Below are 22126 nucleotides of genomic sequence, written 5' to 3' on the forward strand. Positions count from 1 at the left end.
TCCGCGTTGTGACGTCATGCAACAAAAACCGCTATAGTGATACGTTCTTTTTTTGCCGCCCCCTCCGTGCGCAGCACGTGCACAATTACCTGAAAGCCAGCCCGTTTAAATGGATGAAATTCGTATTCGTGGTGCGCGCACGCACAACCTGAAGAACATCAATCTCGACTTGCCACGTAACAAGCTCATTGTCATCACCGGCCTGTCCGGTTCCGGCAAATCGTCGCTGGCATTCGACACCCTGTATGCGGAAGGGCAACGGCGTTACGTCGAGTCGCTGTCGGCTTACGCCCGCCAGTTCCTGCAGCTGATGGAAAAGCCCGATGTCGATCTGATCGAGGGGCTGTCGCCCGCCATTTCGATCGAGCAAAAAGCGACCTCGCACAATCCCCGCTCGACCGTCGGCACCGTCACCGAGATCCACGATTACCTGCGCCTGCTGTATGCGCGCGTGGGCACGCCGTACTGCCCGCTTCACCCGGAGCACCCGCTGGCGGCGCAAACCGTCTCGCAGATGGTCGACGCCGTGCTGGCGATGGCAGACGGCACCAAGCTGATGATTTGCGCGCCGGTGGTGGCGAACCGCAAGGGCGAACACGTCGACCTGTTCGCTTCGATGCAGGCGCAGGGCTTTGTGCGTTTCCGCATCCAGAGCGGCACCGCCGAAGGCCGGGTGTATGAAATCGACGACATGCCGAAGCTGAAGAAAACCGAAAAGCACACCATCGACGTCGTCATCGACCGCATCAAGGTGACTGGCGACATCAAGCAGCGCCTCGCCGAGAGTTTCGAGACGGCCCTGCGACTGGCCGATGGCCGCGCCATGGCGCTGGAAATGGACAGCGGCGTGGCGCACGTGTTTTCCAATAAATTCGCCTGCAATGAGTGCGGCTATTCGCTGCAGGAACTGGAACCGCGCCTGTTCTCGTTCAATAACCCGATGGGTGCCTGCCCCGAATGCGATGGCCTCGGCCATATCGAGTTTTTCGATCCCAGGCGCATCGTCGCCTTTCCCAATCTGTCGCTGGCGTCCGGCGCCATCAAGGGCTGGGACCGGCGCAACCAGTTTTATTATCAGATGCTGTCGAACCTGGCCGCGTTCTACGAATTCGATATCGACATGCCGTTTGAAAAGCTGCCGGCAGTGGCACAGGCGGCCGTGCTCAATGGCTCCGGCAAGACCAGCATCCCGTTTACGTATGTGAACGAGCGCGGTCGCACTGTCGTGCGCGAACACACCTTTGAAGGCGTGGTCACCAATTTGCAGCGGCGCTACCGCGAAACCGATTCGATGGCGGTCAAGGAAGAACTGGCCAAGTTCATCAACGAGAAACAGTGCCCCAGCTGCGACGGCGCCCGCCTGCGGGTGGAAGCGCGCTACGTCAAGCTCGGTACCGGCAAACAGCAACGGGCCATCTACGAGATCGCCAACAAGCCGCTGCGCGCCTGTCTCGATTATTTCGAGAAGCTGACCTTGAAGGGCGCGAAAAAAGAGATCGCTGACCGCGTGGTCAAGGAAATCATCTCGCGCCTGAAATTTTTGAACAACGTCGGCCTCGATTACCTCTCGCTCGACCGCAGCGCCGATACCCTCTCCGGTGGCGAAGCGCAGCGCATTCGCCTGGCGTCGCAAATCGGCTCCGGTTTGACGGGTGTGATGTACGTGCTCGATGAACCGTCGATCGGCCTGCACCAGAGGGACAACGACCGCCTGATCGAAACGCTCAAGCACCTGCGCGACATTGGCAACAGCGTGCTGGTGGTCGAGCACGATGAAGACGCCATCCGCACCGCCGACTACATCGTCGACATGGGGCCGGGCGCGGGCGTGCATGGCGGTGAAGTGATCGCCGAAGGCACGCTGGCGCAAATTTTAAAGAACAAGAAATCGCTGACCGCCAAGTATTTGAATGGCACCTTAAAAATCGAGGTGCCGAAAAAACGCCATATCGCCGATCCGAACCGCCAGCTGGTGATCACCAATGCCACCGGCAATAACCTGAAAAAAGTGTCGCTGCAATTGCCGGTCGGCTTGATGACCTGCGTGACCGGGGTGTCTGGCTCGGGCAAATCGACGCTGGTCAACGACACGCTGTATCCGGCACTGTCGCGCCATTTATATGGTTCGCAAACAGAACCGGCGCCGCACGATGCGATTAGTGGACTCGAGCATTTTGACAAGGTCATTTCGGTCGACCAGGCGCCGATCGGCCGCACGCCGCGTTCGAATCCAGCCACGTACACCGGCTTGTTCACGCCAATCCGCGACCTGTTCGCCACCGTGCCGTCGGCCAAGGAGCGCGGTTACAGCGCCGGTCGTTTCTCGTTCAACGTCAAGGGCGGCCGCTGCGAAGCGTGCCAGGGCGATGGCGTGATCAAGGTAGAGATGCACTTTTTGCCGGACGTGTATGTGCCGTGCGACGTTTGCCACGGCAAGCGCTACAACCGCGAAACGCTCGAGGTGCAGTACAAGGGCAAGAACATCACCGAAGTGCTCGACCTGACGGTGGAAGACGCCCACGAGTTTTTCAAACCCGTACCAGTCATCGCCCGCAAGCTGGCAACCCTGCTCGATGTCGGCCTCGGCTATATCAAGCTGGGCCAGAGCGCGACCACGCTGTCGGGTGGCGAGGCGCAGCGCGTCAAGCTGTCGCTCGAACTGTCCAAGCGCGATACCGGACGCACCCTGTATATCCTCGACGAGCCCACCACTGGCCTGCATTTTAAAGATATCGATTTGCTGCTCAAGGTGATGCACCGCCTGCGCGACCAGGGCAATACGCTGGTTGTGATCGAGCACAATCTGGATGTCATCAAGACGGCTGACTGGATTGTCGACCTGGGGCCGGAAGGCGGCGCTGGCGGCGGACGGATCGTGGCGTTCGGTACGCCGGAAGAAGTGGCAGCCAATCCGGAGAGTGTGACCGGAAAGTATCTGGGGCCGCTGTTGAAATAGCGATCACCGTTGATACGGTATAAAAAAGCGGGGATGCTGGCATCACCGCTTTTTTTCCTTTGGTAAACATCGGGACAGGCACCGCTGGTGCCTGTTTGCCGCCGTTACTCCCGCCGTTACGCTGCCATGCGGCTTTGCAGCGCCAGGCGGGTGTCGACCAGTGCCTGTGGCAGGTGGTAAGCGAGCTTGTCGAACAGCTCGTCGTGCAATTTCACTTCATCGTGCCAGGCGGCGCCATCGATGGAGGTGATCTGCTCGAACTGTGCGCGGGTAAACGGCAGGCCGTCCCAGTTCATGTCGTCGAAGCGGGGCGAGGTGCCGAACAGGTGGTCGACGCCGCCAGCGTTACCCTCAATGCGGTCAAGCATCCATTTTAAAACGCGCATATTGTCGCCAAAGCCGGGCCAGACGAAGCGGCCTTCGGCATCGGTGCGGAACCAGTTGACGCAGAAAATCTTTGGCATGGCGGCAGGGTTGCTCGCGCCGATGTCGAGCCAGTGCTGAAAGTAATCGCTCATGTTGTAGCCAATGAAGGGCAGCATGGCGAACGGGTCGCGGCGCACCACGCCCACCTTGGCGGCGGCGGCGGCAGTGGTTTCCGAGCCCATGGTCGCTGCCATGTACACCCCTTCGGTCCAGTTGCGCGCCTGCGTCACCAGCGGCACCGTGGTCGAGCGGCGCCCGCCGAAAATGAACGCCGACAAAGGCACGCCAGCCGGATCGTCCCAGGCCGGATCGAGCACCGGGTTTTGCGTGGCGGCGACCGTGAAGCGCGAGTTCGGATGGGCCGCCTTGCTGCCAGAAGCCGGCGTCCAGTCCTTGCCCTGCCAGTCGATCAGGTGGGCCGGTGCCTGTCTGGTCAAGCCTTCCCACCAGACGTCGCCGTCATCGGTCAGGGCAACATTGGTAAAAATGGTGTTGGCGCGCATCGATGCCATGCAGTTGGCGTTGGTTTGCTCGTTGGTGCCGGGCGCGACGCCAAAATAGCCCGCTTCCGGGTTGATGGCGTACAGGCGACCATCCTGGCCCGGCTTGATCCAGGCGATATCGTCGCCGATGGTGGTCACTTTCCAGCCGTTAAAGGCGGGCGGCGGGATCATCATGGCGAAGTTGGTCTTGCCGCAGGCCGAGGGAAAGGCGGCGGCGACGTAGTGCTTTTTGCCTTCGGGCGATTCGACGCCGAGAATGAGCATGTGTTCGGCCAGCCAGCCGCTGCCACCCGCCGCGGCTTCCTGCTTGCCCATGGTGGAGGCGATGCGCAGGGCGCAGCATTTTTTACCGAGCAGGGCATTGCCACCGTAGCCGGAGCCATACGACCAGATTTCGCGGGTTTCCGGATAGTGCACGATGTACTTGGTGGGGTTGCACGGCCAGGCGACATCTGCCTGGCCGGCCGCCAGTGGCGCGCCCACGCTGTGGACAGCCGGCACAAACTCGCCATCGCTGCCCAGCACCTCGTAGACAGCCTTTCCCATGCGCGTCATGATGCGCATGTTGACGGCGACATACGGGCTGTCGGACAACTCGACACCGATGTGGGCGATGGGCGAACCCAGCGGCCCCATCGAGAACGGCACCACGTACATGGTGCGGCCTTGCATACAACCATCGAACAGCCCGTGCAGGGTGGCGCGCATCTCGGCCGGGGCGATCCAGTTGTTGGTCGGGCCGGCCTGCTCGCGGGTGGCGCTGCAAATATAGGTGCGGTCTTCCACGCGGGCGACGTCGGACGGGTCGGACAGGGCGAGGAAGCAATTCGGGCGCTTGGCGGGATTGAGCTTTTGCAAGGTGCCGGCAGCGACCATGTCGGCGCACAGGCGCTCGTATTCTTCTTGCGAGCCATCGCACCAGACGATGTGGGCCGGCTTGGTCAGCGCGGCAATCTCGGCCACCCAATTGATCAGGCGCTGGTGTTTAAGATAAGCTGGTACGTTCAAGGCGGCGACGCCTTGCAGGACAGGTTGATTCATTTTGTCTCCAGTGCAATAAAAAATGCTGGTCTGCGCCGTCTGCAAGAAAGTCCACCCAAACTCGTCATACAGCGGCAACGAGGCTGCAACGGCTGTCAATATGCGGCCGATTGTACCCCTCAACGGCGCCCGCAAGGCGCCACGCCGACAAATTTGTAGTAATAATAGTTGAGTGAAGTAGTAGGCTATTCAAACCACTTGTCATCCCTGTTATTTCCCTACGAAGTTTTATTATTGTTCCAATAACGCATATGAAAATAGCTGTACTCGACGATTATCAGGATGCCGTGCGGCACCTGGACTGCTTTGCCCTGCTCGATGGTCACGAGGTCAAGGTTTTCAATAACAGCGCGCGCGGCGTAGGCCAGCTGGCCATCCGGCTGGCGCCGTTCGACGCCGTGGTGCTGATCCGCGAACGCACGGCCGTGCCGCGCGCCTTGCTCGACAAACTGCCGAATCTGAAACTCATTTCGCAGACGGGCAAGGTGGCCGGCCACATCGATGTCGCTGCCGCCACCGCCGCCGGTATCGCCATTGCCGAGGGGGTTGGCTCGCCGGTGGCACCGGCCGAACTGACCTGGGCGCTGATCATGGCGGCCAGCCGCAAGATCGTGCCCTACGCCAGTAATCTGAAAGACGGCCTGTGGCAGACGGCGTCGATCAATCCGCATCTGAACGGCCTGGGGGTGGTGCTCCGGGGCCGCACGCTGGCGATCTGGGGTTACGGCAAGATCGGCAAGCTGATTGCCGGCTATGGCAAGGCGTTCGGCATGCGCATCCTGGTGTGGGGGCGCGAGGCTAGCCTGGCGGCCGCCGCTGCCGACGGCCACCAGGTGGCCAGCTCGAAAGCGGCACTGTTTGCCGAAGCGGACGTGCTGACGGTGCACCTGCGGCTGGTCGACGCCACCCGCGCCATCGTCACGGCCGCCGACCTGGTCCTGATGAAGCCGGGTGCGCTGTTCGTCAACACCAGCCGCGCCGAACTGGTGGAGAGCGATGCGCTGGAACACGCGCTGCAACAGGGACGGCCGGGCCACGCCGCCATCGACGTGTTCACCAGCGAACCGCTGGCCGCCGACGCCCCGCTGCTGCGCATGCCGACGGTGCTGGCGACGCCCCACCTGGGCTATGTCGAGCAAGACAGTTACGCGCTGTATTTCGAGGCGGCATTCCGCAATGTGTTGCAGTTTTTCCAAGGACAGCCCAGCAATATCCTCAATCCGGCGGCGCTGCTGGACAGGGGCCCGGCAGGACTTGACAGCGGCCGGTGAACAGGAGATTGTTATGTCAAGTTCATATCAACTTGATACAACAATTACCGGGAAAAACATGAAACGTTTTATTGCACTGTGCACCGCCGTGCTGCTGGCAGCGGCGGCCCCCGTCGGCTGGGCTGGCCAGGCATCTTCATACTTCAACAATAGCGGCCGCACGGACGCGCTGTCGGGCGGCGTCCGCATGATTCCCATCAGCACGCCGAGCGGCAACTTCAAGGTCTGGACCAAGCGCGTCGGCAACAATCCGACCATCAAGGTGCTGCTGCTGCACGGCGGCCCCGGCGCCACCCACGAATACTTCGAAGCCTTCGACAGTTATTTTCCCGGCGCCAGCATCGAATACTATTATTACGACCAGCTCGGTTCCGCCTACAGCGACCAGCCCGATCAACCGGCGCTGTGGGAATTGCCCCGCTTCGTCGAAGAAGTTGAACAGGTGCGCAAGGCGCTCGGTTTAAACAGCAGCAACTTTTATATTCTGGGTCACTCGTGGGGTGGCGTGCTCGCTGCCGAATATGCCCTTAAATATGGCAAGAACCTGAAAGGGATGGTCATCTCGAACATGATGATGAGCATTCCTGCTTACAACGCCTACGCCGACAAGGTATTGATGCCGGCGATGGACCAGAAAGCGCTGGCCGAGATCTTGCAAATGGAAAAGGACAACAAGACGGCCGAGCCACGCTATATGGAATTGCTGGCGCCGTATTACGAAAGCCATATCCTGCGCATGCCGCAGGCGCAGTGGCCGGAGCCGGTCAGCCGTGCGTTTGCCAAGATCAACCCGAAAGTCTATGTGCCGCTGCAGGGGCCCAGCGAAATGGGTTCGCACAACTCCAAGCTCGAGCACTGGGACCGGGTCGCCGATTTGCCGAAAATTAGCGTGCCGACGCTGGTCATTGCTGGGCAGTACGACACCATGGAACCGGCGCACATGAAGATGGTGGCGGCGAAGGTGCAGCGCGGGCGCTATCTGCTGTGCCCGAAGGGCGGGCACATGGCCATGTATGACGATCAGGCCGTGTATTTTGGTGGCTTGATCCGCTTTTTGAAGGATGTGGATAGTGGCAAGTTTTAAGGCAGGCAGGCAAAAGCGCTGAGGCTGGGGGGCATTCGGCCAGGCACCTGCGGTGCCAGTCCCCCCTGCGGCCGGCTTCGCTTATTTTTCGGGCGTCAGATCGACGCCGGGAGCGAGCACGATGGGCGACGCCGGCATGGCGTGGGCGCGTGTCCACAAGCCGGCCCAGCCGGGCGGCCAGCCGATTGGCGGCCCTGCATACGGCGGCAAGCCGGCGCGCACGCCGATCACCGGCACGGGCGGCACGTCCTTGAGGCCATCGGCGGTGGCCTTTTCCATGTCCAGACTGTACATATAGCCAGGCAGCAGGTGGCTGCAGACATCCTTGAACCAGGCCGTGTGGTCGTCATCGCGACCGAGTGCCTGCGCCAGGCCCTGCGGATCGAATTTGGCCAGCGCCGTCACCAGTTCATCGGTGCTGGCGCCCGGCGAATCGCCCCAGCCCATCACCGGATTGACGTTGTAGTCGGCGCCCGAACCATACCAGCCTTCGCGCCATGGCCGCTGCATCCACTGGCGCTGGCCGGTGAACAGGTGCCAGCGCCAGTGCAGACCGGACGGCTTGGGCCACGAATACAAATACAACTTCTGGTAGCCCGCTTCGTGCAGCGCCGCCACCATCGCCATCAGGCGCGCGTGCGGCATGCGGTCGGGTGGCGCGCGCCGAAACAGGATCGCTTCGCCATCGGCGTGCTGGACGTCGTCGGTCGACAGGTTCAGATCGAGCGTGCGTTGTTCACTGCCGAAACGGGCGCTGATCCAGCCGGTGAGCAGGTTGACATGGACAATCACCCCATAGCCGCGGTGGCGATGAAAAATGACGGTGCCGGGGGCAAGCGTTTTCATGGGTTATTCAATGGTTGAACGGTAGCGAAGCCAAACTGACAAACAAACTGACAAACAAACTGACGGAGATTTTAGCGCAGTCGGCGGCCAATTCAAGCGCCGCGCACTGTTTCGCTGCGGCCGTTGTTATGATGTGGCCTGCGATTTTTTTGAACTTTTGACACAACCATAAGCGACACCACCATGAGCTTGCGCATCATCGCCACCGGCGGCACTTTCGATAAACACTATGACGAACTGACGGGCACACTCGGTTTTGCCGACAGCCACTTGCCGGCAGCCTTGGCACGCAGCCGCATGACGATCGGCGTCGTCCTCGAACAATTGCCCCTGCTCGATTCCCTCGACATGCAGGACGCCCACCGCCAGCGCGTGCTGGCAGCCTGCCAGGCCGCGGCCGAGCAGGCCATCGTCATCGTCCACGGCACCGACACCATGAAAGAAACGGCGGCCGTGCTGGGCGCCGCCGCCCTCGGCAAGACCATCGTGCTAACCGGCGCCATGATTCCCTACGAAATCGCCAATTCCGATGCGCTGTTCAACCTTGGCTTTGCCGCCGGGGTGGCGCAAACCTTGCCGGCCGGCGTTTATGTCGGCATGAATGGCCAGGTGTTCGCCTGGGACAATGTGACCAAGAACCGCGCAGCCGGCGTCTTTCAACCACTGTAAGCGCCGGCTCCGACGGCATCGGCGTCGTTAGCACGCACTTACTTATTTGCCTTGGTTATGCGTTCGCTTCGCCGCCGAGTGCTTCGACGATGTCGGCCATCAGCTTGGCCAGTTCGCCCGTCATCAGCATCATGTCGTTGTCAAACCGTTCTTCGTCATTGCGGGTCGAGGTGTCTTTTTCGGTGATGACGTCGAGCGGCTTGATGCCCTTGATGGCCAGCGATTCGGTGAGCACAAAAGAAATCTTGTCGTCCCAGGTCATGGCCAGGCGGGTGCACTGCTTGCCGGCGGCGATGTGGCGGCGGATATCGTCCGCTTCCAGCGCGTGCTTGACGTAGCGCACGGCAGCCTTGCTGTCGCCGGTGGCGCGCAATTCGGTGTCCTGGTCGATGGTAAAGCCGACCGGCGCCTCATCCGTTTCCAGCCACGCCGTCATCACCGCGACGGGCGAGCGCTGCACGCGCAGGCTTTCCAGCGGCATCTTGTCGACCGCCTTGAGCAGCAACTTGATGACATCGTCGGCCTTGGCCGGGCTGGCCGCATCGACCACCAGCCAGCCGTTGACGGGATCGATCCAGGTCCACACATTGCTGCGGATGCTGAAGGCACGCGGCAGCAACTCGTCGGCCACGCGTTCTTTCAATTCTTTCATTGCCTTCTTGCCTGGCGCGAAACCCTGGGCTTCTTCCAGCTCGGCTGCCTTGGCCTTGGCGACCTGGTTGATGACCGAACTCGGCAACAGTTTCTTTTCCGTGCCCAGCAGAATCAGCATCTGTTTGTTGACGGTATGCACCAGCTGGCCATTGCCGCGTGGCGAATCCCAGCCCTGGCGCAGCAACTCATTGCTGGTGGCGGGAACAAAACTGCCCGGTTCAAGGGCTTTTTCGAGCTGCTCGGGGGTGAAATTCCACGGTGCCGGCAGGCGGTAAATCTGGAGATTCTTAAACCACATAATTGGTGTCCGATTGATTCAGGATAGGTACATTACTGCAGGAGGAACGCCATTCTACACGCTCGTCGCGGGCAAAAATGACGCGGTGAAAGAGATCAGCCATTTATGCCGGTGAACAGCGACAGCTGCTCCAGACTGGCTTCTTCGCCGAGGCGCACGCCCAGCCCCAGCAGGCGCACCGGCTTGTGGCGCCGCAGATAACCGGTCTCCAGCAGGTGGCCGAACTGCACCAGGTCGGGGGTGGTGCCGAGGCACTCGACGGTAGTTTGCTGAAAATCGCTGAATTTGATTTTGGCAAACAATTTATGGATATGGCGCCCCGCCTCGGCCCGCTCGATGCGGCCGAGCAAGCTGTCGAACAGTTCGGGCAGCAGGGCCAGGCAGGCGGGCAAATCGGGCACATCGACCGTATAGGTTTCTTCGACGCTCACCGATTTGCGTTCGCGCTCGCTCGACACCACGCGCTCGTCGATGCCGCGGCACAAATCGTGCAGGCGCGCGCCAAAGCTGCCGAACTGTTGCTGCAACTCAAGCATGCTCCAGCTGCGCAGGTCGGCACAGGTCTGCACCCCCAGGCCGTTCAATTTGGCCGCCGTCACCTTGCCCACCCCATGCAGTTTTTTGACGGGCAAGGCGGCGACAAAGGCGTCGACCTCGGCCGGGCGCACCAGAAACAGGCCATCGGGCTTGTTCCAGTCGCTGGCGATTTTTGCGACAAATTTGTTCGGGGCAATGCCGGCCGAAGCAGTGATGCCCACCGTATCGAAAATACGCTGGCGGATTTCCTGGGCAATCAGGGTGGCGCTGCCCTTGCAGTGGGACGAACCGGAAACATCGAGATAGGCCTCGTCCAGCGAGAGGGGCTCGACCAGCTCGGTGTAATGGCCATAAATGGCGAGGATCTGGCGTGAAGCCACCCGGTATTTTTCCATATTTGGCCGCACCACCACCAGCTGCGGACACAATTTGAGGGCTTGCGCGGTGGCCATGGCCGAATGGATGCCATAGCGGCGCGCCTCATAGTTGCAGGTGGCCACCACGCCGCGCTGATCGGCACGCCCGCCCACCGCCAGCGGCACTGCGCGCAGGGCAGGATTGTCGCGCATTTCGACCGAAGCATAAAAACAGTCGCAATCGCAATGGATGATTTTTCGGGCCGGGATATTCACGCGGGAAAATAGACTACTGTAAATCTATACAGTATATCAGAGCCTCGCTTGATGAAAGCCCTGGGCGGGGGTGAACTCGCCGGCGGCGCAGCCATCCAACCCAAAGTTGGCAGCCGCAGGGGGACTGGCACGCGGTGCCTGTCCCATATCCGCCCATCCACCACTTTCCGGAGCACCCCATGCCAAGATCCGCCCGCATCGACGTTGCCGGCACCGTCTACCACATCACCTGCCGCGGCGATCGCGGCGAGCCCATCTATCGCGACGACCACGACCGTCGCGGCTGGCTGCGTCTGTTAGGCGAAACCTGCGCGCAGCAGCGCTGGCGCATCCACGCCTTTTGCCAGATGGGCAATCATTTTCATTTGGTCACGAAAACTCTTGCGCCCAGTCTCAGCGCTGGCATGCGCGACTTGAACGGCGCTTATACCCAGCGCTTTAATGCGCGCCATACCACCCGCGGCCACGTTTTCCAGGGGCGACTTCACTGGGAGATCGTGCAACGGCAGTCGCACTTGCTGGAATTGATCCGCTACGTGATTCTCAACCCGGTGCGGGCAGGCTTGGTCGCAACACCTGGAGGCTGGCCGTGGAGCAGCTATGCGATGACGTGCGATGCAGCGCGCTGTCCGCCATGGCTGGAGACGGGGTGGCTGGCGCAGTTAGGCGAGCGGCGCGAAGAAGCGGTGGAAGCGCTCCGGCGCTTTATTGCTGATGGGGTTGATCAACATGGGGACCGGCACAGTGTGCCAGTCGCCCTGCTACAAATGTCGCAGCGCAACTAAAAAAGCCACGGTTCACACCGTGGCTTTCACTACAACGTCGAACGACTTAGCGTCGAACGGCTTAGAAGCTGCCCTTGAACTGCACGCCAAGCACGCGTGGCTCATTGGTAAAGCCGGTCAGGTTGTTGAAGTCGATGCCGCCGGTAACGCGACGGGTGTCGCCAATATTGCGACCGAAGGCAGCCACTTCATACTTGCCATTGCCGAAAATGTAGCCCACGCGCAAGCCCGTTTCGGTCAGCGATTTGCCAGTAAATTCAGCCGCTTCGTAGAGGAAGAAGTTGATCTGGCTGCGGTGCGAGACGTCGACCAGGGTGTACAGCTGGCCGTCGGCCAGGTTCCACTGGTAGCGGGCCGAGGCATTCATGGTGTATTTCGGCGCTTGCGGCAGCGGGTTACCGTCGATGACGACGCGGCCGGCGGCGTTGATCGGATCGGTGATCGTGCACTGCGCGCACTTGTTCACCGACAAAGACGCATCCTTGATCTCGGTGAAGTTGTAGCTGCCACCAGCGGTGACCTTGAAGTCGCTGGTAATAAACGCTTCGAAGTCGACTTCGGCGCCACGGCCTGCGGTCTTGGCGGCGTTGATCAGGCGATTGACGTTCGAATTGCCGCCGACCACGGTCAGCTGCTGGTTTTTGACGGTGAAGTCATAGACGCTGAAGGCGACGCGGCCGCGGCGCTGGAACAGGTCGGCCTTGATACCCGCTTCGTACGAAGTAATGGTTTCGGCATCGGCCACGGTGATCGGCACCGATGCCGAGGCGGCAGCGATACTCGGTGCGCGAAAGCCGGTGGCAACCCGCGCATAAACGTTGACGTCCTGGTTCAGCTTATAGGTGGTGCTCAGGTCCCAGTTGACCTTGTGCTTGCTCTCGTTGACCGAGGCGGCACCGATCTGCGCCACGTTGACGGCCGAAACGGTGTTGAAATCTTTTTCGTCATTGGTGTAACGCAAGCCGCCACGGACCGTCCACAGGTCCGAGATCGCATAGTTGACCGAACCGAAGGCCGCCCAGGCAGTGTTCTTCTGGTGGCTGGCCAGGTGCGAGGTCTGGAGGCCGCTGGTGCTGTCGAAGTTGTCGCTGTAACCGTTGGCATCTTCATTAAAGTAGTACAGGCCAGCCTGGTAGTTCAGCGGGCCGGCATCCTTCGATTCAACGCGCAGTTCCTGGGTGTATTGCTTGACGCCGGAAATGCCGCCTGCGGTTTCTACCTGGAAGGGAATGAAACCAGGACCGGCCAGGGCGCCGCCATCGATGTCACCGCGGCTGAGGTAGCGATTGACCTGTTCAAAACCGCTGATCGAGTACAGCTTGACGGCGCCCAGGTCCCACGACAGACGCACATTGGCGCCGGAGGTTTTGAGGTTCTGGTAGTTTTGCGCGTTCGACACCAGCTTGTCGAGGTCGACGCCGGCGGCGATGTCGTTCGTACCCTTGGTGATCAGGTTGGCGCGGAACAGGCGTGCGCTGCCGCTGGTGATGCGCTGGTGCACGTTGAACAGGGCATTGAAGGTGGTTGACGGCGTGTACAGAAACTGCAGGCGCTCGGCGTGTTCATTGTAGCCATCGAGTTCACCCCGTTTGACGGTGAAACCGGTATCGGCGTAATTGTCGACGTAGTTGTCACGATGCTGGCGCAGGGTCGAGAAGCGCATCGCCCATTCGCTCGACAGGGGCACGTTGACGGCGCCATCGACGTTGACGGTGTTATGCGAGGCGACGCTGGCGTTGTAGTAGCCCTCGATTTTCTTGCTGTTCGGCTTTTCTGATTCCAGCTTGACGACGCCGGCCGGGGTGTTGCGGCCGAACAAGGTGCCCTGCGGACCGCGCAGCACTTCGACGCTGGCGACGTCGAATATCGGGTAACCCTTGAGAATCGGGTTTTCCTGGACCACGTCGTCGTAGATCAGCGAGACCGGTTGCGAGGCGAAGGTGTTGAAATCGGTATTGCCGTAGCCGCGGATGTAAAAGCGCGGGAAGGTACGGCCGTTCGACGACTCGACGTTCAGGCTGGGCACCTTGGCGGCCAGCACGCGGATGTCTTCGCCACCGGAGACGATGGTGTCGAGACGTTCACCTTTAAGGGCGGTGACGGAGACCGGCACTTCCTTGATGTTTTCAGTACGACGCTGGGCCGTCACGGTAACCGACTGCAACTCGGGGGCGCCGGCCTGGGCGCTGGTGGTGGTTTGGGCGAAGGCAGCCGCTGGCAGCAGCGCGCTCAGGGCCAACGCGGCGCCGTGGGCGCGCAACACGCGCTGGTGCATCTTGGACAGCTTGATCATGTGATATTCCGCAAAAATGGTGAAAGGAGGGCAAATCGCCCCCATCGTATTGCAACGTCTGTCTCCGCCATTGTGGGCGCCTGCATCCTGGGGATGTCTGCCGGGGGCACCTCGTAAGAAGCGGGCATTCTCTTCCATTGCGCGTAAATCAAGCAAGGGCCAATTCAACGACCGTATATCGCTTACAACAAACTTGTCTTTTATTTACATTCGTAGGAACGGCGAATTCACAGCAGAAACGCTGGGTGAAAAAAAGCCCTTGCGCGGTGCGCTATTGTTGGATATGATTCGGGCCTCTTCAGACGTGGTGACAAACGTCGGATGCAGTCGAAATTGAAGTGTGCGGGCGCTTAGCTCAGCTGGTAGAGCGGAGCCCTTACAAGGCTTAGGTCGGGAGTTCGAGCCTCTCAGCGCCCACCAAATAACTGCATCATGATCAGCAACACCGATCAGAGTAATACGGAGTGGTAGTTCAGTTGGTTAGAATGCCGGCCTGTCACGTCGGAGGTCGCGGGTTCGAGTCCCGTCCGCTCCGCCAGCATCAAAGGAAAAGCCCCGCCTGTCGGGGCTTTTCCTTTATATACACGGGTCAGAGGACTTCCCCTGCGGAAAGTCCGGCTTGGGACTCGAAGCGATTCGCCTGCCAGCGAAGCGGCGGCCTGCAGGATGCAGGCGAGTCCCGTCCGCTCCGCCAGCATCAAGAGAAAAGCCCCGCTTAACTGAACGGCGCACCTACCTCAGACACCCCCCGCGGCGCTACTCCCCCACACTGACGCGGTTGCGCCCGCCCCGCTTGGACGCATACAGCGCCTGATCAGCCCGCGCCAGCGCGGTGTTGATCGCTTCGGCGCAGTCAATGGCCACCACTCCTATGCTAATGGTCATCGAATAGGCGCCGCTGGCCGTTACCAGCGACGACGCCGCCACACTGGTGCGCAAACGCTCGGCGGCCAGCATGGCGCCGTCCAGGTCGGTCGCGGGCAACACCAGCGCGAATTCTTCGCCGCCGAGGCGCCCCAGGATATCGTCATCGCGCAAGGTGGTGCGGGCGGTGGCCGCGAACAGCGCCAGCGCTTGATCGCCGATGGCATGGCCATGGCAATCGTTGATTTTTTTAAAATGATCAATGTCGATCATCAACAGGGCGAGCGGACGGCCACGCCGCGCGGCGCGTGCACGCTCGGCACGCTCAAAAAATGCCTGGCGATTGAACAAGCCCGTCAGGCAATCAATGGTGGCCAGCCGCACCATGCGCGCATCGTCTTTTTGCTTGCAGAGCAATAGAAAGCCGAAGCCGTTGACGATCATCATCAAATAGCCCACTGCAAAGGTGGCGTTGAGAACGACTCCGCCCGCCAGCAGGTACAGGTGCGGCGCGCTGATCCCGTGCACGGCGTGCGCCGCCAGCACCACGGCAAACACAGCGTTGTTCAGCCCGATCCAGCGCTGCATTACCGATACCCGCCCCCAGTCACGCAGCAAGAGCGCGGCCATGACCAGACTGAAGGCCCCGACCTCGGCCGCCACCAGCCGCAGCAATTGCGCCGGCGGCAGTTGCACTGCAAACATCAAACCGATGGCCGCCAGCGCCAGCACCGTACATGAGCACAACCGCGTACGCCATGCCGGCAATCCCAAAAAGATGCAATATGCCACCAGCTCTATCGCCGTGCCGCCGATCAACAGAGCGTAGCCCATGAGCGGCACGCCGCCCCACTCGATCTCCGGCCGTAGCCAGGCCACCAGGTGGGCGCTGCCCTTGAGCAAACGGGCAGCAGCCCAGGCACGCATTGCCGGATTGCATGCCTGACCGTCCGCATAGCCGGCCATCAGCACGCCCAGGCCGATGTTGCCGATCGCGAGCGCCAGCAAGAGAGTACGGATGTCGATCACTGCAGGTCCTTGGTGATACTGCCGGCGCCACGATGGTGGGGGAGCGCCGGCAATCCATCACGGCCGCGGGGGCAGCCATCGGTGCACGTTACTGCAATTATAATAAATATTACTTTTTAGCACTATAGTAACCGAAAAGAAGCTTGATGACGCAACTCGGTGGCGCTCGCTGACTACGCAAAAAGTTTCAGGTAAAAAAAAACAGCTTCCATGGGGAAGCTGTTTGTATCTCAAGCGGTGCGACTTGCTGGTCGCCTACTTGCGCCCGCTGCGCGCCTTGACAGCGACACTAGCCGCTTTCGGCCGCGTCTTGATGGTCGCAAGAATTGACGGCCGCACCTTCGATTCAGGCGCAATGAATGGCGCCGGCGCCGGCGCCCGCGCGGTGGCGCGCTTGGGTGCGGCGGCGAACTTGTCGAGGGTGCCGGCACCCGAGGTCTGGCGCTTGCGTTCGCCAGCAGCGAGACCGCCGTCTTCCGACGCTTGCCAGCTGGGCACGAGGTGACGGTCGCTGTTACCGATCAATTCGCCGCGGCCCATATTGACCAGGGTTTCGCGCAGGATCGGCCAGTTGGCCGGGTCCTGGTAGCGCAAGAATGCCTTGTGGGCACGTCGCACCTTGCCGCTGCGCGCCGTTTCCACCACTTCCGAATCGGCCGTGACCTTTTTCAGGGGATTCCTGCGCGAGTGGTACATGGTGGTGGCCATCGCCATCGGCGTCGGCATGAAGGTTTGCACCTGGTCGAGCTTGAAATTGTTTTTCTTCAACCACAGCGCCAGGTTCAGCATGTCTTCATCGGTGGTGCCGGGGTGGGCAGCGATGAAGTACGGGATCAGATACTGCTTCTTGCCCGCTTCCAGCGAAAACTTGTCAAACATGGCCTTGAACTCGTCATACGCGCCGATGCCCGGCTTCATCATTTTCGACAGCGTGCCCTCTTCCGTGTGTTCCGGTGCAATTTTCAGCAAGCCGCCCACGTGGTGGGTTACCAGTTCCTTGACGTACTCGGGCGAGCGCACTGCCAGGTCATAACGCAGGCCGGAACTGATCAGCACTTTCTTGATACCCGGAATGGCGCGGGCCTTGCGGTACAGGGAAATCAGCTTGCTGTGGTCGGTGCCCAGATTGACGCAGATGGTCGGAAACACGCACGACAGGCGACGGCACGATTCCTCGATCGTTTTTTCCTTGCACGCCAGCCGGTACATATTGGCGGTGGGGCCGCCCAGGTCGGAAATGGTGCCCGTAAAACCCTTGGTCTTGTCGCGGATATGTTCAATTTCGCGCAGGATCGACGGTTCGCTGCGGCTCTGGATGATGCGCCCTTCGTGCTCGGTAATTGAACAGAAGGTGCAGCCACCAAAGCAGCCGCGCATGATGTTGACGGAAAAACGGATCATGTCCCAGGCGGGAATCTTGGCCTTGCCGTAGCTCGGGTGCGGCGCGCGGGCGTAATTCATGTCGTAGACACCATCCATCTCGTCCATCGCCAGCGGCAGTGGCGGCGGATTGAGCCAGACGTCGCGCTCGCCGTGCGCCTGCACCATGGCGCGCGCATTGCCGGGATTCGATTCGAGGTGGAACACGCGCGAGGCGTGCGCATACATCACGGGGTCATCCTTGACAACGTCGTAAGCGGGCAGGCGCACCACGGTTTTATCGTGCTGTTCCTTGGCCAGCGCCAGCCGCTCTTCGCGGCTCATGATGCGGATCGGCTTGATGACGTCGGGCGCCACCGCATTGTTGTCGGTGGCGCAGGCGGCCTTGTCTTCCTGCGCCATGGCGTAGGGGTTCGGGTGGACGTCGACCTTGCCGGGCACATCGACGCGGCTCGAATTGGCCACCGACCAGTCGGGCGCTGGCAACCAGCCGCTGGGCACCATGAAGGCGGTGCCCCGTAAATCCTTGATGTCGCGGATCGCTTCGCCAGCGGCGAGGCGGTGGGTCAAATCGACCAGGGCGCGCTCGGCATTGCCGAACAACAGCAGATCGGCCTTCGAATCGGGTAGCACCGAACGGCGCACCTTGTCCGACCAGTAATCGTAGTGGGCGATGCGGCGCAGCGAGGCTTCGATCGAACCGATGATGACGGGCACATCCGGAAACGCTTCGCGCGCGCGCTGGGCGTACACGGTGACGGTGCGGTCGGGCCGCTTATTTGGTTCGCCGTTGGCGGTATACGCGTCGTCCGAGCGGATCTTGCGGTCGGCCGTGTAGCGATTGACCATCGAATCCATATTGCCGGCGGTGACGCCGAAATACAGGGTCGGCTTGCCGAGAATGCGGAAGGCGTCGGCCGAGTGCCAGTCGGGCTGGCTGATGATGCCGACTCTAAAACCCTGCGCTTCGAGCAGGCGACCGACCAGTGCCATGCCGAAGCTGGGGTGATCGATATAGGCGTCGCCGGTGACGAGGATGACGTCGCAGGCATCCCAGCCGAGGGCGTCCATTTCGGCGCGCGACATGGGTAAGAAGGGCGCAACAGCGGCGCGGCTAGACCGCTTGGGGACGGTAGCAAACAGATTGATTGGGGAGCTCATTGGGCAGCATTGTACCGGAAAACGCCCGCAATTAACGCCGGCCGGCCCGCCGAATCGGGTCCTGGCCGCCGAAAAAGCGCTTACATTTCAATAGCTTGTGTTGTTAATGCTACAAAATCAGGCAGCCCGGACGGCTAGATGCCCATGCTTGAGAGCATATTGCCCAGTTCGCGCAGGGCCGGTTCGAGGTGCGGATGCTTGACGGCAAAGCGCGCCGACAACTCCTGGCTGCGTTCGGCCAGCCCGTAGGTGGTGCTGGTCGGTTCAAGCGCACCGGCGTCGGGCGCCAGGCGGCGATCGAGCAGGGTCTTGATGTCGCCGTCGAGGCGGTGCAGTAAATCTTTGAGTTCAGGGTCGACTTCGCCCGTGCTGGCGATATCGGCATGCAGGGTTTGAAGGCGCTGTTGCAGCTGATCTGCGTGGTCGTTGGACATGATGGCCTCGTTACTGGGTGGGGGTGGTGAATCGGGTGTCGAGGTACAGCGCTTCGACCTTGTCGCGCGCCCACGGCGTCTTGCGCAAAAATTTCAGGCTCGATTTGATGCTGGGGTCGCTGATAAAACAGTTGATGTCGATGTGCTTGCCCAGCTGCTCCCAGCCGTAATGGTCGACCAGGCGCAGTAAAATCGCTTCCAGGGTGATGCCGTGTAAATCCTGGCTGCTCATGCTGCCCATCCTTGAAGTAGTTCAGAAAAAGTATATACCGCTTTGGCGGCGCTGCACGACACGATCGGCCACCTTGATGGGGGGCCGAGCCGTACGGGCCCGCCCCCATCGGTGAGCAAGTGTTTATTGTGTCGTCAAACCGCGCCGCTCGAGCAGCGGTCCAATGATGGCATCGCGGCCGCGGAAGCCGTGGAACATTTGCATGGCATCCATGGTGCCGCCGCGCGAGAGCAGCATCTTGCGGAAATAATCGCCATTCTTGCGCTGCAAGCCGCCGTTTTCCTTGAACCATTCGACGGTATCGGCGTCGAGCTTTTCGGCCCACAGGTAGCCGTAGTAGCCGGCCGAGTAGCCGTTCGAAAACACGTGGGAAAAGTAGCTGCTGCGATAGCGCGGCGGTACTGGCGCGAAATCGAGGCCCGCCTCTTTCAAGGCATTGGCTTCAAAGGCGACGACGTCGGTGGGGATTTGCGACGGGCTCAACTGGTGCCAGCGCTGGTCGATCAGCGACGCCTCGATGTACTCGGTGGTGATGAAGCCCTGATTAAATTTCTTGGCGGCGATAACCTTGTCCAGCAGATCCTTGGGGATGGCGGCGCCAGTCTTGTAGTGGCGCGCGTAGTTGCCCAGTATTTCCGGCCAGACGGCCCACATCTCATTAACCTGCGAGGGGAACTCGACGAAATCGCGCGGCACGTTGGTGCCGGAAAAACGCGGGTAGGTGACGTTCGAGAACATGCCGTGCAGGGCGTGGCCGAATTCATGGAAAGCCGTCTTGACTTCGTCGTAGGTCAGCAGGGTCGGTTCGCCCGCCGGTGGCTTGGGAATATTCAAATGATTCGCCACCACCGAGCGCGTGCCCAGCAGGCTCGACTGCGAGACGTATTCATTCATCCAGGCACCGCCCCGTTTATTACTGCGGGCGTACATATCGGCCAGGAAGATGGCCAGCTGTTTGCCGTTGGCATCGTAGACGTCGAACACGCGCACGTCGGGGTTGTACACCGGCAAGTCTTTGCGTTCCTTGAAGGTGATGCCGTACAACTTGGTGGCCGCGTAAAACACGCCATTGGTCAAGACGCTGTTCAATTCAAAGTAGGGCTTGAGCTGGTTTTCGTCAAAATTGAACTGGGCGGCCCGCACCTTGCTCGAATACAGGTCCCAGTCGGCAGCACCGACCTGGAAGCCGCCCTTGCCGGCATCGATGACTTTCTGGATTTCGGCCGCTTCCTTGCGGGCGTTGGCCACGGCCGGCTTGCCCAGCTCGGCGAGCAGGCCGTTGACGGCGGCGGTGGTCTTGGCGGTCTGGTCGTCGAGCGAGTAGGCGGCGTAGTTGGGGTAGCCCAGCAGCACAGCCTTGTCAGCGCGCAGCTTGGCCAGGCGCAGCACATTGTTGCGGTTATCGAATTCACCGCCGCGGCTGCCACGCGCGAGCGACAGCGCCATCAAGCGTTCGCGTACGGCGCGGTTGCTCAATTCCGCCAGCGGCGCCTGGCCGGTGGTGTTGCCGACAGCGACCACGAACTTGCCATCAATGCCCCGTTTTTTGCCTTCGGCGGCAGCGGCGTCGATGGCTGCCTCGCTCATACCGGCCAGCTCGGCGCGGCTGTCGACCACCAGTGCCGAGGCATTCTGTTCTTTCATGACGTTTTGGGTGAAGGCCGACTGCAGGGCGGCGATTTCGCCATTGAGCGCCTTCAGTTGCTCCTTGTCGGCGGCCGACAGCTTGGCGCCGGCGCGTTCAAAATCCTTGTTGTAGCGCTCGAGTAGATACAGCGCTTCGGCATTCAGGCGCAGGCTGGCGCGCTTGTCGTAAAGCGCTTTGACGCGCGCGTACAGTGCGGCGTTGAGGTAGATGGCGTCGTTGTGGGCGGCCAGCTTGGGCGACATGGCGGTGTCGATGGCGTCGAGCTGGTCGTTGGTATTGGTCGCCTGCAAATTGGAAAACGTTGCCGATACCCGCGCCAGCAGCTGGCCCGAGCGTTCCATCGCCACCACCGTGTTATCAAAGGTGGCGATCTTGCGGTTGTTGGCGATGCCATCGATCTCGCGCAACTGTTCGCGCATGCCGGCATCGAAGGCGGGGGTGAAATCGGCATCCTTGATCTTGTCGAAAGCCGGATAGTGGAGCGGCAGTGCGCTCTCTTTGGCGAAGGGGTTCGACGCCGGCAGCGGCGCGGCGATGGCGGCGACGGACGCGACGGGCGCGGCAATGGCAAGGTGGGGCATGGCAGCAGCGACAGCGACAGCGACGATCAGCAGGTGGGGACGGTTCATGGCATCTTTCACAGGCGAATTGGCCCGGGCCGCCGGGTCGGCAGCCAGGCATCAGCGCCCGATCATAGCAGCGCGCCGCACGCGCGTCGATGGCTGCAGGGTAGCGGGCGCACCGGCTGATGTCTGGTCCGTGTCAAGCGGGATCGTGCAATCTCCGCTCGATGCGGCGGTCCGGCACCAGCCACATGATGGCGACGACGACGTACAGCAGAAAGCCGATCAGCGGCAGGGGCAGCGACAGGGCGATGCCGGCGATATACAGCGCGATCGACAGCCAGCCTTTGCGGTCCATGCCGATGGCGTCGGCGAGCGCGCGGTTGGCCGGCTGGTGGCGGGTGAGCACGCGGGCGAGGATGAGGTAAGCAACCGCGCACATGAGTAGTATCGCGCCGTAGGCCGCCACCGGCGCCGCGGCGAACTGGTGTTCACCCATCCAGGCGCTGACAAAGGGAATCAGCGACAGCCAGAATAGCAGGTGCAGATTGGCCCACAGGGTGGCACCGCTGATGGTGTGTACCAGGTGCAGCATGTGGTGGTGGTTGTTCCAGTAGATGCCGACATAGATAAAACTGAGGACGTAGCTGCCGAACACCGGCAGCAGCGGGATGAGGTCGTCGAACGCGGCGCCGTGCGGCACTTTCAGTTCGAGCACCATGATGGTGATGATGATGGCGATGACACCGTCGCTGAAGGCTTCGAGCCTGCTTTTTCCCATTATTCACCTTCCGATTGAGGCAACCATACGGCAATTTTG

16 protein-coding genes and 2 tRNA genes are annotated in these 22126 nt (G+C 61.1%); 7 read left to right on the plus strand and 11 right to left on the minus strand.

Going from position 1 to position 22126, the window contains the following annotated elements; genetic code table 11:
- The first annotated feature begins 109 nt into the window (after positions 1-109).
- Positions 110-2956: an excinuclease ABC subunit UvrA gene (gene uvrA / locus ACP7BZ_RS13180; protein ID WP_426113813.1), complete on the plus strand. Its 2847-nt coding sequence runs from the start codon at positions 110-112 to the stop codon at positions 2954-2956.
- A 116-nt stretch (positions 2957-3072) separates the two neighbouring features.
- On the opposite strand, the gene ACP7BZ_RS13185 is transcribed toward uvrA, so the two are convergent.
- A complete protein-coding gene (locus tag ACP7BZ_RS13185) occupies positions 3073-4926 on the minus strand; it encodes a phosphoenolpyruvate carboxykinase (GTP) (protein ID WP_426113815.1) in 1854 nt (617 codons plus the stop codon).
- 251 nt (positions 4927-5177) lie between these two features.
- On the opposite strand from ACP7BZ_RS13185, the gene ACP7BZ_RS13190 reads away from it, so the two are divergent.
- Both ACP7BZ_RS13190 and ACP7BZ_RS13195 read left to right on the plus strand, forming a co-directional pair.
- Positions 5178-6197: a D-2-hydroxyacid dehydrogenase family protein gene (locus ACP7BZ_RS13190; protein ID WP_426113817.1), complete on the plus strand. Its 1020-nt coding sequence runs from the start codon at positions 5178-5180 to the stop codon at positions 6195-6197.
- Positions 6198-6255: 58 nt separating this feature from the next.
- Positions 6256-7281 (plus strand): proline iminopeptidase-family hydrolase, encoded by a 1026-nt coding sequence (locus ACP7BZ_RS13195; RefSeq protein ID WP_426113819.1) that lies wholly within the window; start codon positions 6256-6258, stop codon positions 7279-7281.
- An 81-nt stretch (positions 7282-7362) separates the two neighbouring features.
- On the opposite strand, the gene ACP7BZ_RS13200 is transcribed toward ACP7BZ_RS13195, so the two are convergent.
- Positions 7363-8127 carry an L-asparaginase gene (locus ACP7BZ_RS13200; RefSeq protein ID WP_426113821.1) on the minus strand — a complete coding sequence of 255 codons (765 nt, stop codon included), beginning with the start codon at positions 8125-8127 and terminating at the stop codon, positions 7363-7365.
- A gap of 183 nt (positions 8128-8310) precedes the next feature.
- On the opposite strand from ACP7BZ_RS13200, the gene ACP7BZ_RS13205 reads away from it, so the two are divergent.
- Positions 8311-8796: an asparaginase domain-containing protein gene (locus ACP7BZ_RS13205; protein ID WP_426113823.1), complete on the plus strand. Its 486-nt coding sequence runs from the start codon at positions 8311-8313 to the stop codon at positions 8794-8796.
- Between the two features lie 55 nt (positions 8797-8851).
- Here ACP7BZ_RS13205 and ACP7BZ_RS13210 read toward each other — a convergent pair whose 3' ends face one another.
- Together ACP7BZ_RS13210 and dinB are read right to left on the minus strand one after the other, a co-directional pair.
- Positions 8852-9748: a recombination-associated protein RdgC gene (locus ACP7BZ_RS13210; RefSeq protein ID WP_426113825.1), complete on the minus strand. Its 897-nt coding sequence runs from the start codon at positions 9746-9748 to the stop codon at positions 8852-8854.
- A gap of 95 nt (positions 9749-9843) precedes the next feature.
- Positions 9844-10911 (minus strand): DNA polymerase IV, encoded by a 1068-nt coding sequence (dinB, locus tag ACP7BZ_RS13215; RefSeq protein ID WP_426114273.1) that lies wholly within the window; start codon positions 10909-10911, stop codon positions 9844-9846.
- 185 nt (positions 10912-11096) lie between these two features.
- On the opposite strand from dinB, the gene ACP7BZ_RS13220 reads away from it, so the two are divergent.
- Entirely contained in the window at positions 11097-11702 is a 606-nt protein-coding gene (locus ACP7BZ_RS13220) for a transposase (RefSeq protein WP_426113827.1), read from the plus strand.
- 61 nt (positions 11703-11763) lie between these two features.
- Here the strand turns inward: ACP7BZ_RS13220 and ACP7BZ_RS13225 are convergent, their stop codons facing one another.
- Complete coding sequence (locus tag ACP7BZ_RS13225) at positions 11764-13995, minus strand: TonB-dependent receptor (protein ID WP_426113829.1); 2232 nt, start codon at positions 13993-13995, stop codon at positions 11764-11766.
- Positions 13996-14339: 344 nt separating this feature from the next.
- On the opposite strand from ACP7BZ_RS13225, the gene ACP7BZ_RS13230 reads away from it, so the two are divergent.
- Together ACP7BZ_RS13230 and ACP7BZ_RS13235 are read left to right on the plus strand one after the other, a co-directional pair.
- Positions 14340-14415: transfer RNA gene (locus ACP7BZ_RS13230), tRNA-Val, on the plus strand.
- 41 nt (positions 14416-14456) lie between these two features.
- Positions 14457-14533, plus strand: a tRNA-Asp gene (locus ACP7BZ_RS13235).
- A gap of 218 nt (positions 14534-14751) precedes the next feature.
- Here ACP7BZ_RS13235 and ACP7BZ_RS13240 read toward each other — a convergent pair.
- The 6 genes from ACP7BZ_RS13240 to ACP7BZ_RS13265 form a co-directional block, all read right to left on the minus strand.
- Positions 14752-15888 carry a GGDEF domain-containing protein gene (locus ACP7BZ_RS13240; protein ID WP_426113831.1) on the minus strand — a complete coding sequence of 379 codons (1137 nt, stop codon included), beginning with the start codon at positions 15886-15888 and terminating at the stop codon, positions 14752-14754.
- Between the two features lie 255 nt (positions 15889-16143).
- Positions 16144-18354 carry a YgiQ family radical SAM protein gene (locus ACP7BZ_RS13245; protein ID WP_426113833.1) on the minus strand — a complete coding sequence of 737 codons (2211 nt, stop codon included), beginning with the start codon at positions 18352-18354 and terminating at the stop codon, positions 16144-16146.
- Positions 18355-18563: 209 nt separating this feature from the next.
- A complete protein-coding gene (locus ACP7BZ_RS13250) occupies positions 18564-18863 on the minus strand; it encodes a DUF4404 family protein (protein ID WP_426113835.1) in 300 nt (99 codons plus the stop codon).
- Between the two features lie 10 nt (positions 18864-18873).
- A complete protein-coding gene (locus tag ACP7BZ_RS13255; protein ID WP_426113837.1) occupies positions 18874-19095 on the minus strand; it encodes a VF530 family DNA-binding protein in 222 nt (73 codons plus the stop codon).
- A 123-nt stretch (positions 19096-19218) separates the two neighbouring features.
- The gene (locus tag ACP7BZ_RS13260; RefSeq protein WP_426113839.1) at positions 19219-21372 is read right to left on the minus strand and encodes a M3 family metallopeptidase; all 2154 of its coding nucleotides are present in this window, start codon (positions 21370-21372) and stop codon (positions 19219-19221) included.
- Positions 21373-21505: 133 nt separating this feature from the next.
- Entirely contained in the window at positions 21506-22087 is a 582-nt protein-coding gene (locus ACP7BZ_RS13265) for a TMEM175 family protein (RefSeq protein WP_426113841.1), read from the minus strand.
- Positions 22088-22126 lie beyond the last annotated feature (39 nt).

It is taken from the genome of Massilia sp. PWRC2, from assembly GCF_049896725.1.
Taxonomy (GTDB): Bacteria; Pseudomonadota; Gammaproteobacteria; order Burkholderiales; family Burkholderiaceae_D; genus JAFCUW01.